Here is an 11,420-nt window from a genome sequence, read left to right as displayed (position 1 = left end):
TAGTTTAAGAAAACAATTTACGCATGTTGGAAACTATCCAAATCGAAAAAAGAATTGAGAGTTTTTATGTCAAAGGAAGATCCACAAAACGAAAATAGTCAGGCAATTCCGACCAGAAAGCAGTATCGGCGGCGCCAACGTCGTGAAGCATTACTAAGCAAACTGCATTTGCAGGGGGGCCAATCGGAAGTTTCTTCAATGGCCGATTCAACAGCAACAGTTAGCCCTCAGAATGAATCAGTTACTGCATCCACGAGTCACATTTCCGACAGTGATATGGTTGCTGATTCGACTGCTGCAGTATCGAATCTTACACAGTTGAAGTCGAGCGCACAGGACAAACATGTTGCTGACAGTGCTCAATCTGAAATTGTTGAAGAAAACACAAGTGCAGCATCTGATGTGAAAGCCGAATTGCAATCAAAGGCTCAATCAGAGACTGAACTCGAACGTGAGGTTGAGAAAGAAGAAAAGCCACTTCACTTAGTTTCGAGTCGTTGGACGGCTTATCCTGATTCATCAGCAGAGTCGGCGATGGCTAATACTGATGGGGATACGCGTAATGCTGAGGGTTCCCAAGCGGTTCCTTTAGAACGGACCATTCCTGTTGTCCATGAAGAAACAACATCTGCTCAAACGAAAGACGATAGTAGCGACAGCGAAGATCTCGGTGAGATTGTTGAACGACCGGGATTTGAATCGGGAGCCGTATCTGACCAAGAGCAGATTCTGCGTGGTACAGGATGGATGACGGCAGCCAGTATCACATCGCGAGTATTAGGCGCGCTGTACATTATTCCGTGGGTTGCTTGGTTTGGCACATTTTACAATCAGGCCAACGCGCTGTTTTCAAAGGGATATAACGTATACTCCATTGTCTTAATGATTTCTACTGCTGGGATTCCAGCAGCCATTTCTAAGTTGATTGCCCACTATAATGCTTTGAATGAGTATGGGGTCGGCTACCGTTTGTTCAAACGTGGCTTATTACTATCACTGGTTACGGGATTAGTGGCTGCTGCGTTGCTGTGGTTTATGGCACCAACGCAATCACTAACTACTGGTGATCCAAACGTCATCCCAGTATTACGGTCATTGACCCTTGCGGTGTTTGTTTTCCCAACATTATCGATGATGCGGGGGATGTTCCAGGGATATCACATGATGGCACCGAGCGCGATTTCTCAGTTTGTGGAACAAGTCGTGCGAGTCATTTATATGTTATTAACGGCCTATCTGATTATGCAGGTTGGGTCGGCACCAGCACACAATTGGCCACGTGCTGTTGTCCAGTCGACATTTGCGGCAGGGCTGGGGGCTGTTGCTGGTATTGCCGTATTAATTTATGAAATGTGGCGTCATCGTCAGTATTTCCATAAAAAGATTGAAAACGCCAAGGGCGGCTTGGTCATTACAACTGGTCAACTGCTAAAACAGATTATCTGGCAGGCAATTCCGTTTACCATTGTGCCAAGTGCCATTGCTATTTATCAGTTATTTGATCAGGGCACGTTCTTTAGAATCATGCACGTGACTTCAAACTTAAGCTATGCCGTTCAAAACACGCTGTATGCTTACTTTGATTTCAATGCCAACAAAATCATTATGATTACAGTATCGTTAGCCTCCGCGTTAGCGGCCACTGCAATCCCGATGTTAACTGAAGCGCATACGCTAAAGGATAGTGCTTCGACTAGTCGGCAGATCAACTTTACGTTAGAACTATTCAGCTTCATCATGATCCCATCTGCCTTGGGGATGGCTGCTATTTCTGTGCCACTCTACACATTCTTTTACCATTACTCACTGGCCGGTTCATTAATTCTTGAATTTTCATCGTATTTATCTGTTTTGTTTGGTTTATTTACAGTGTTGTCGACAATTATGCAAGGCGTTGATCAAAATAAGGCAGTTATCTGGTATATGGTGGTTGGTTTGATTGTCAAAATGGTACTTCAATTTCCAATGGTGGCATTGGCACAACCATTAGGACCGTTGGCTGCAACGTTGATTGGTTTCACTGTTTCCAGTGTACTAATCTTACGTAATTTGAACCGGCATTTTGATATCGACTGGGATGGTCTTTTACATCGACTCAATCAAATTATTGTGTTCTCGTTAGTTACGTATATTGTGGCCCGATTATCTGTTTGGGGTATCGATCACGTTATGAACACGCAGTTCAAAGTAACGGCGTTCATTGAATTGTTGATTTCTGTTGTTCTCGGTGGTGGTGCATATGCTTACCTTAGTTTGCGGTTTAGACTGGCAGATAAAATGCTTGGTAGCCGGGTGGAACGGATTCGCACACGTCTTCACATTAAATAATTGATAGTTTCGGAGGTAACATTGTGTCCAAAGGCATTCGCTTAGATAAATACTTGAAAGAAATGCGGGTGGCAACGCGTAGTGAAGCGCACACGCTTATCCGTGATGGACACGTTGAAGTTAATGGCAATGTTGCTAAACAAGCACGTCAATCGATTGATCCGAATCATGATACTGTTTTAGTCGGTGGTCAACGTGTTGTCTACCAACGTTATTTTTACTTTTTGTTGAATAAACCTGTCGCAGTGGTGACGGCGACTACAGATAAGGCAGCACAAACAGTAATGGATCTGTTTAATAAAGCTGACTATCGTGATGATTTGTTCCCGGTCGGACGTTTGGATAAAGATACAACTGGGGCATTGTTGATTACGAATAATGGTGAGTTAGGGCATCGGTTGACCAATCCTAAACATCACGTGACGAAAGTTTATCAGGCCATTGTGACTGGAACGCTGACTGAAGATGATGTTGCCCAAGTTGCAGCAGGCGTTACGTTAAAAGACGGTACAGTGCTGAAACCGGCTGATATGAAATTGGGCGCATATGACTCAGTATTGGATCAAACAACGATTCAGCTTACCTTGACAGAAGGTAAGTACCATCAGGTCAAACGGATGATTGGTAGCTTTGGACAACGGGTCGTGCGGCTGGAACGCTTATCATTTGGGCCGCTTAAACTGTCCACGGGATTGTTGCCGGGTCATTATCGGGCACTATCAGAGGATGAAGTTAACGCGCTTAAGGCAGCGGCTGACCTCACTCAGGATTAAATCAATAAAAAAATGAGCATCACTTTGACCTGCCAAGAATTGGCGGTTGAGTGATGCTCATTTTTTATATTTTAGTAGATTGGGGTAACGAGTATTGTTTCATATACCAAGGAATTTCTTCGCTGATTTGTGTCGGTAGAACAACGTAGGCATTGTGCGCCAAGTCGTCAGCAATCTGGCTATGAATATAAACGGCTGACAAGACGGCATTGAGTTGGTCCGCAAATTGAGCAGCGAAGCCACCAACCATGCCAGCCAGAGTGTCACCCATTCCGCCAGTGGCCATTGCAGGTGTGCCACCAGGATTCTCAAAAATTTGGTGGCCTGCGTAGACTTGAGTATGATGTTTTTTAAGGACAACAATGCCACCAAGTTTTGCGACAGCTTGTTGATTATTGTCTGGGGTTTGATCCTTGATTGTGATGCCGGATAACCGTTGCCATTCCATTTCGTGAGGTGTGAACACAAGTTTAGCGTTTGGCAATGGCAGATCGTGTTTGGCCACTAAATCGATGGCAGAACCGTCAATTGTGAGTGATTGTTGTGGTTGAACGGTCGCAAACACGCGTCTAAGGGCAGTTAACCCCGCTTCATCTGAACCGAGTCCAGGGCCGACAACGATACTGTTGGCGTTACTGATCAATTCGGTTAGGGTTGTCTCATCGTGAAAATCGGTCACCATTGCTTCCGGCATACGGGCGTGTAACGCTGTGATATTAACGGGATCGGTCAGTGTTGTGGTCAAGCCAGCGCCGGAATAGATGCCAGCAGTTGTTGCCATGATGATGGCGCCGCCAAATTGAGCATTACCGCCGACTAAAGTTAACCTGCCGTATGTGCCCTTATGGCTATTTTCAGGACGTGGCTGAATTGTTTGACGTAAAATTGTTTCTGTTATTGGTTGAATGGACATAAGCAACCTCCTTGGTCCGCTTTCATAAAGTATAGCATGTCCTGGCAAAACAGCGGGCTAAAACAGGAGCCGTGAGAGGGTGGATATGCTAGACTATAACTAGTGCTTCAACCTTAATGAAGAAACGGAGAGACGATGCATGACTGATTGGAAAGCAGAAGTTGATAAACGAAAAGCGGATCTAATGACGGATCTGCAAACGATGTTGGAGGTGCCCAGTGTTCGTGATGACAGCAAAGCCACCGATGATGCACCTTTAGGCCCTGGTCCTAAGGCTGGCTTGGAAACGTTCTTGGGCATTGCTAAACGTGACGGCTTCCGCGTTAAAAATATTGATAACGTTGTTGGTTACGTTGAACTAGGTGATCCTGATGCAAAAGAAACATTGGCCGTTTTAGCACACGTGGACGAAATGCCCGCTGGAACAGGTTGGGATACCGATCCATTTACACCAACCATAAAAGACGGTAAGTTGTTCGCCCGTGGTGCGTCTGACGACAAGGGACCTGGGATGGCTGCTTACTATGGCCTGAAGATTGTTTCTGAATTAGGTTTGCCACTCAAACGTAAAATCCGTTTCATTGTCGGCACAGACGAAGAATCAGATTGGACGGGGATGACCCGTTACTTTGAAGTTGAACCAGCGCCAACACTTGGTTTTTCTCCGGATGCAGAATTCCCAATTATCAACGGTGAAAAAGGGAATATCACATTAAAGGCTAGTTTCGATGGTGATCAAAATGCGGATACAGTGAACACGTTAGTTTCGTTTGCCTCTGGTGAACGTGATAACATGGTGCCTGCTGAAGCTGATGCTGTTGTGACCAGCAGTGACAATGAAGCATTTGTTGCTGCTTTCACTGCCTTTTTGGATAAAGCACCAGTTACCGGCGAAGTCACCACTGATGGCGATGGCATTCATTTGCATGTTGATGGGAAAGCCTCACATGGCGCATGGCCTGAAAACGGAATCAATGCTGGAACTTATCTAGGCGCCTTCTTAGCGACGCAAACATTTGATGGTGCGGCAGCTAACTTTGTTCAATTTATTGCAGATGATGTTCACGACGACACTGTTGGCGCCCATTTAGGCGTTAAGATTACTGATGACGTGATGGGTGCGTTATCGATGAATATTGGGATTATGAACTTTAAGGATAATCATGGTGAAGTAACCTTGAACTTCCGTTATCCAAAGAACACGTCTGCAGAAGAAATCACAGCTGCTGTTGTCAAAGGTGCCGAAATGCATCATGGAACAGCGGTTGCCGGACGCGCGATGGAACCACATTACGTTTCTCCAGAAGATCCCATTGTAAAGACGTTGCTCAATGTTTACCATGATCAAACCGGTTTGCCAGCTAAAGAAGAAGTTGTGGGCGGTGGCACTTACGGCCGTTTGATGAAACGTGGGGTAGCATTTGGGGCAATGTTCCCTGGCGTTCAAGACACGATGCATCAGCCAAACGAATTTATTCCAGTTGATGATATCTATCGTGCTTCAGCGATTTACGCGCAATCAATTGCTGAATTGGCCGCCCAAACGGATGACTAGTTAGCGTTTCGCACAACATAAGTAATAAAAATACCGACCAGAAAGTTGAAATCTTTCTGGTCGGTATTTTGGTTTAATTGCGGATACTCTTCAAATGTTCGTCGATTTCACCAAGAACTTCGGTGACGTTTTTAGGATCTTCAAGATTGTATTTTTGTAAGTCAACTTTCATTTTTGGAGAGGCATCGTAATCGCGATACCATTCCTTGTAAGCTGACCACATTTTATAGTAGTAGTCACGCAGGGCAGGGTCATTGTCGAATTGTTCATAGTCACGACCACGTTTTTTGATTCGGTACAGGATGGTCTCAAAATCGGTTTCTGAGTAGACCATCAAATCAGGCGCTTTTTTAGGCAATTCCTGAAGTTCATTCATCATGTTGTCTAAAAGGTTGAGGTACACTTCGAGTTCAGTATCTGAAATGTTACCTTCCTTGTTATTTTCTTTGGTGAACAAGGCATCTTCATAAATCGAGCGATCCAGCACATTGTTATCATCTGCCAATGCTTTCTTGATCATTGAAAAACGTTTGTTCAAAAAGAAAATCTGTAATAGGAACCCGTATTGTTTAGGATCCTTGTAGTAAAGCGGCAACACTGGGTTGTTACCAACGGGTTCAAAGAACGCCTTGGTATGTAAGTGGTCTGCAATTAAGCCTGTAAGAGTTGTTTTACCAACCCCAATCATTCCTGCGGTAATTATCACCATGGATATCTCCTCGCTCAAGTTTTTTAGCGCTACAACATATGGTACAACATTTTGGCTTGTCATACTGCATCTATTGCAAACAACTTAGTCAATTGTAACCATCAAAAAGCGCCGAGCTGTGAACTCGACGCCATAAAAAAATTTAGGCTTGCGGTCCTTCGTCATGATTGTTGGATGCCTTAAGCTCATCACGAATTTCCATCAGTAGGTGTTCAGTTTTGGTTTCTTTCGGTGTAACTTCCTTCCTTGGCATGATCTTATTAATTGCTTTAACCAATAAGAACACGACAAACGCGGTGATTAAGAAGGAAATAACCGAATTAATGAAACTGCCATACTTGAACTTGGCGGAGCCAACCGTGTAGGCCATTTTTGAAAAATCGATGCCGCCAATGAAAATCCCGATCAACGGATTGATTAAGGTGCTAACCAGTGATTTAACAATCGCTGTAAAAGCAGATCCGATAATAACCCCAACAGCTAAATCAATCACGTTCCCACGGGTGATAAATGCTTTAAACTCTTTCCACATGTGTCTCTTCCTCCGTATATGTAAATTGCAATAACAAACGCTAATTCATATTTTAGCGAACATTTTGCGTGCATAAAAGGGGCGTTGCCACATACGATAAAATAAATTTTAGAAAATTAATTGTGTAAACTCAAGCGTTGACGATGTGCTTAGGCTGCTCACCGTGTTCGACTGCAATGACGTTTTCTGCCACAATGGTTGCCATAGCATCCCGGGCTTCAACCGTTGCGTTACCAATATGTGGCGTCAAAGTGACATTTTCCAGTGCTTTATAACCCTCAGCAACCTTAGGTTCATTTTCGTAGACGTCCAGAGCAGCTCCGGCAATTTGGTGTTGTTGTAATCCTTTAAGCAGGGCGGTCTCGTCGATGATGGGACCCCGAGCAGCGTTAATGAGAACGGCGCTAGGCTTCATTTGCGAAATGGCAGTCGCATCAATAAGGTGATGTGTATTGTCGGTCAATGGTGCATGGATGGTGACGACATCCGATTGGCTCAACAATTCTGGCATAGTCACGTAGGTTGCGTTTAAGGCCAGTTCCTGGCCATTCGCCAACGGGTGGCGCTGTGTGTAAATAATGTGCATGCCAAATGCATTTAAACGTGTTGCGACAGCTTGACCAATGCCACCCATCCCGATAATACCAACGGTCTTTTGATTGAGTTCGTGGCCAAGGAAAAAGCGTGGTGCCCAGCCAGAGAAACCAGTTGTCCGCATCAAACGATCACCCTCAGCGACGCGACGTAGGGTGCTTAGAATCAGGGCAACCGTCAATTCTGCCGTTGAAACGGTTGAGACAACTGGGGTATTGGTGACAGGAATACGACGCTGTTTTGCCGCCTGAACATCGATGTTGTTGAAACCGGCACCGTAGTTAGCAATTAATTTTAGTTTGGGAGCCGCCTGGATTAAATCAGCATCGACCATTGTAGACAGCGAGGTAATTAAGTAATCTGCTGTTTCGAGGTTCTTTGCTAGTGCTTTGCGATCAACGAGTCCTTTGCCGTCATAACTGTTAACGGTTAAACCAGCCTCAGTCAACATTTGCTGGGCCTTGTCAGGAAATTGAGCTGATAAATAAACGTTTGCCATGTCATAGACTTCCTTCTATACAAATATAGTGAATCATACTAACTTCATCTTACACCGTTTAGAAATCGTTTACATGATTGTCAAACCGCCTTTTTTTCGGTATGGTAGTGACAGAAGTAATGCTCGCCGCCAACCGTCATTTTAGCTTATGACAGTAGCGGGTGGGTGTACGTTTAAGAAGAGTGATGGGGCAGACTTGGCATATTAAAGTGATGACCCATCTGATGGGAGACATACTGTGATTAAAATCATTGCGAGTGATTTGGATGAAACATTATTGGATACGGATGGTTCATTAAATCAGAAAAACATTGACGCCATCAAAGCTGCTACTAAGGCGGGCGTTTATTTTGTACCAAATTCAGGTCGCGGTTATGAATCCTTTGAGGATAATTTAGTTGATCTCGGACTAGCACAACAGCCGCACCAATATAAAATTTCTTATAATGGAGCCGCTATTTTGGAAAATGCACATGACCGTGTGATTGCGACTAATGGCATTCCCTTTAACTTAGCAAAAGGCGTATTTGATGCCGGGCGGACGTTTGATCACGTCAGTTGTCATGTTTACTTATTGGATCAGCTCTATATTTATCACCAAACACCAACGGATGCCGCTTATATGGCGTCTCGCCAGGTTCCGTTTACCAAATTAGAAGAGCCGGACATTGATTTTTTGAAGAATCGCCCAATTATGAAGGTGATTTTCGAAACACCGGATGTTAAGCGTCAGCACGAACTGGCAGACCACGTTATGGCCACTTATGGTGATGGCGTGGACGTGACCTTTTCATCCGGTCGTTACATTGAGTTCAACAAGAAGGGCGTGAACAAGGGCCGCGCCTTGTTGCAACTAGCTGATTTACTGGGTGTAGATCATGAAGATACGATGGCTGTTGGCGACAACTTTAATGATTTGCCGATGATCAAGGCGGCTGGTGTTGGCGTCGCGGTGGCCAATGCTGTTCCAGAAGTTGCCAAACAGGCTGATGTACAAACTAAGGCCACCAACGATGACGGCGCGATTGCCGAATTAGTTAATGAGTATGTACTGAAGGGATAACGTGAATGACAGATATTGAGACACAACTGGCCACGGCCCAAGACCGTGGTTTATTAATTGCGATTTATAATTTTATAGATGAGGAAACCTTCTCCGTCGGTTACGTGATGGCTCAAGATGCGACTTCAGTGTGTTTGCGGGTGATTGATCCTAACGGTGCTGTAAACGGCATACAAATCATTCAGAAGGCATTTATTTCTAAGATCTTGTTACGTTCCGATTATTTGCGGAGCACGGAAGTTTGGCAACAAACGGCCATTGCTCAACATCGTGAAGACCCATGGCAGATTGCACAGTGGACAGATACATTGACGCTTAATCCCGATCATTTACTAGCCTCGGCATTGCAAACAGCGCTTACCCACAAGTGGATCATTAATCTTGGAACGTTACGTCAAATTGATGACGAGACGGCAGAGGATGCGGATTTCACTGGTTTCTTAGGTGACTTTGTTGGTGACACATTGGCCCTTAATTATTTGAACCCGTGGGATTTAAGTGACGCCTGGCAGTTGGACATGAAGCTGGATGAGATTAATTATATTCGCATTGGTGCAGGCGTCTGCGTGAATATGCAGGCACTGTTTGAAGCGTATACGGACGAGCGTTTTTAACAGATTTGTGTTAATCATGAAGGGAGAAAAATGAAGTTGAGCAAAAGGTTAAATTTGGTGGTTAAGGTATTCTTTTCATTGTTTTTGGCATCTTTACTAATAGTTATGGGTAACCTTCAGCGAGTTTATGCATCGCGTAGCTTTAGTTCAGAAGACATCTCAGAAATTAAGTCGGATTTCTTCAGAGACGTGAATTTATTGAGACAGGCGAACGGAGAAGTGAATTTAACTAACTTGGACGGCCAGAATGATACTCGTCGAATAAACGGCCTAAGTTTGTCTGAGTACACAGTGGCCGAAGTAAACAGGCAGGTTCAATATGATTCATCTGGCGCAGGTATTAGTCACATTAATACAAGCGCCTCTAAAATAAATGGGCAATATCCCACAGACGCGCAGGAAATAGGATCTGCCGGTTATTTAATGGCGGCTTCTAACATTGCTCAGCTGACTAATGTGAGCGATGGCTTATCGAATGAGCAAGTCGCACGAACTTTGCTTTTTTCCTTGTATGATGATTCCAACAATGTTGGGATTACAACTGACAAACAAAATGATTTTGGTCACAGAAAAAATTTATTGAATCCGTATGTCGATGCTTCGAGCGTTGCCGTTACAACGAATGTGAATTCGATTTTTCTTGTACAATCGTTAGTGATTTCCAAAATTAGTAGTCAGTTTACACAAACACAAATAAATGCAATTAATGATTATGCAAACTACACATCTTCATTAACAAGCGGTCCAAAAAGTGAATGGTACTATCCGTCTTGGTTGATGGCGCAGAGTGTTGAACAAATACCTAGCATGACGACGGTTAGTGAGCCAAAGTGGCCTGCTGAGCCTGCAACGGGTTGGTCAAATAACAACAATCAGTGGAAATACGTGCTTCAAAATGGTGCTACAGCGTACGGTTGGCAATGGATCAATGGTGCTTGGTATTATTTTAATGGCTCAGGTGTAATGGTTACAGGCTGGCAATGGATCAATGGTGTTTGGTACTACATGTATAACAACGGTGTAATGGCCACTGGTTGGCAGTGGATTAACGGCGCCTGGTATTATATGTATAACAACGGTGTAATGGCAACGGGCTGGCAGTGGATTAACGGTGCCTGGTATTACATGTATAGCAATGGCGTAATGGCTACCGGCTGGCAATGGATCAACGGTGCTTGGTATTACATGTATAGTAACGGTGTAATGGCTACTAGTTGGCAGTGGATTAATGGTGCCTGGTATTACATGTATAACAACGGCGTAATGGCCACTGGTTGGCAGCGGATTAACGGTGCCTGGTATTACATGTATAGTAACGGCGTAATGGCCACAGGCTGGCAACGAATCAATAATGAGTGGTATTACATGAATTACAGTGGTCTTAGGTAGCTGGTATTATATGTCCAGCAACGGTGTAATGACCACAGGTTGGCAACGAATCAATAATGAGTGGTATTACATGAATTACAGCGGTCTCATGGTTACGGGTTGGCAATGGATCGGTGGTGCTTGGTATTATATGTACGATAATGGCGTTATGGCAACTAACGGTAATGTATCCGGTTGGAATATAATAAGTTCTGGACAGGCCTATGCTTAGTTAGATTTTTTACACAGCTTTTTGTTCTCCTAAATGTGGTTTTGCATAAAAAGCGCTTGCCGTCAGAGTGGAGGTCGTGTAAACTAGTATCTTGTTGAGGGCGAATAGCCATTAACATGCCCCTGTGGCGGAATTGGCAGACGCGCAGCGTTCAGGTCGCTGTTCACCTTGGTGAGTACTGGTTCGAATCCAGCCAGGGGCATAAGAAAACATTCAGTTATAAGAAGACCGTTTCTATGT

Annotated in this window: 11 protein-coding genes and 1 tRNA gene; 8 read left to right on the top strand and 4 right to left on the bottom strand. The window is 44.3% G+C overall.

Annotation, left to right across the window (positions count from 1 at the left end; genetic code table 11):
• Nucleotides 1-66 precede the first annotated feature (66 nt).
• Nucleotides 67-2,328: a putative polysaccharide biosynthesis protein gene (locus tag GB992_RS05185; RefSeq protein WP_238331034.1), complete on the top strand. Its 2,262-nt coding sequence runs from the start codon at nucleotides 67-69 to the stop codon at nucleotides 2,326-2,328.
• Nucleotides 2,329-2,363: 35 nt separating this feature from the next.
• Nucleotides 2,364-3,101: a pseudouridine synthase gene (locus tag GB992_RS05180; RefSeq protein ID WP_161001539.1), complete on the top strand. Its 738-nt coding sequence runs from the start codon at nucleotides 2,364-2,366 to the stop codon at nucleotides 3,099-3,101.
• Between the two features lie 64 nt (nucleotides 3,102-3,165).
• Here the strand turns inward: GB992_RS05180 and GB992_RS05175 are convergent, their stop codons facing one another.
• Entirely contained in the window at nucleotides 3,166-4,008 is an 843-nt protein-coding gene (locus GB992_RS05175; RefSeq protein ID WP_161001538.1) for an NAD(P)H-hydrate dehydratase, read from the bottom strand.
• A gap of 145 nt (nucleotides 4,009-4,153) precedes the next feature.
• Between GB992_RS05175 and pepV the strand changes: the two genes are divergently transcribed.
• Entirely contained in the window at nucleotides 4,154-5,569 is a 1,416-nt protein-coding gene (pepV, locus tag GB992_RS05170; RefSeq protein ID WP_161001496.1) for a dipeptidase PepV, read from the top strand.
• 73 nt (nucleotides 5,570-5,642) lie between these two features.
• Here the strand turns inward: pepV and GB992_RS05165 are convergent, their stop codons facing one another.
• The 3 genes from GB992_RS05165 to GB992_RS05155 all read right to left on the bottom strand — a co-directional run bounded on the left by GB992_RS05165 (nucleotide 5,643) and on the right by GB992_RS05155 (nucleotide 7,903).
• Nucleotides 5,643-6,278, bottom strand: coding sequence for a deoxynucleoside kinase (locus GB992_RS05165; RefSeq protein WP_017261623.1), 636 nt, complete (start codon nucleotides 6,276-6,278; stop codon nucleotides 5,643-5,645).
• Between the two features lie 142 nt (nucleotides 6,279-6,420).
• Entirely contained in the window at nucleotides 6,421-6,810 is a 390-nt protein-coding gene (gene mscL, locus GB992_RS05160; protein WP_017261624.1) for a large-conductance mechanosensitive channel protein MscL, read from the bottom strand.
• A 130-nt stretch (nucleotides 6,811-6,940) separates the two neighbouring features.
• On the bottom strand, nucleotides 6,941-7,903 hold the full coding sequence (locus tag GB992_RS05155; protein ID WP_161001495.1) for an NAD(P)-dependent oxidoreductase: 963 nt from the start codon (nucleotides 7,901-7,903) through the stop codon (nucleotides 6,941-6,943).
• Nucleotides 7,904-8,141: 238 nt separating this feature from the next.
• Between GB992_RS05155 and GB992_RS05150 the strand changes: the two genes are divergently transcribed.
• The 5 genes from GB992_RS05150 to GB992_RS05130 all read left to right on the top strand — a co-directional run bounded on the left by GB992_RS05150 (nucleotide 8,142) and on the right by GB992_RS05130 (nucleotide 11,382).
• Nucleotides 8,142-8,966, top strand: a complete 825-nt coding sequence (locus GB992_RS05150; RefSeq protein WP_161001494.1) for a Cof-type HAD-IIB family hydrolase — start codon at nucleotides 8,142-8,144, stop codon at nucleotides 8,964-8,966.
• 5 nt (nucleotides 8,967-8,971) lie between these two features.
• The gene (locus GB992_RS05145; protein WP_161001493.1) at nucleotides 8,972-9,580 is read left to right on the top strand and encodes a hypothetical protein; all 609 of its coding nucleotides are present in this window, start codon (nucleotides 8,972-8,974) and stop codon (nucleotides 9,578-9,580) included.
• A gap of 219 nt (nucleotides 9,581-9,799) precedes the next feature.
• Nucleotides 9,800-10,969, top strand: a complete 1,170-nt coding sequence (locus GB992_RS11910) for an N-acetylmuramoyl-L-alanine amidase family protein (protein ID WP_186337563.1) — start codon at nucleotides 9,800-9,802, stop codon at nucleotides 10,967-10,969.
• 10 nt (nucleotides 10,970-10,979) lie between these two features.
• Nucleotides 10,980-11,180, top strand: a complete 201-nt coding sequence (locus GB992_RS05135) for a hypothetical protein (RefSeq protein WP_161001492.1) — start codon at nucleotides 10,980-10,982, stop codon at nucleotides 11,178-11,180.
• A 118-nt stretch (nucleotides 11,181-11,298) separates the two neighbouring features.
• Nucleotides 11,299-11,382 (top strand) — tRNA-Leu (locus GB992_RS05130).
• Nucleotides 11,383-11,420: the final 38 nt, after the last annotated feature.

The sequence above is a fragment of the Furfurilactobacillus milii genome (assembly GCF_009863985.1).
Classification (GTDB): domain Bacteria; phylum Bacillota; class Bacilli; order Lactobacillales; family Lactobacillaceae; genus Furfurilactobacillus; species Furfurilactobacillus milii_A.
This window is presented reverse-complemented; position numbering and strand designations above follow the sequence as displayed.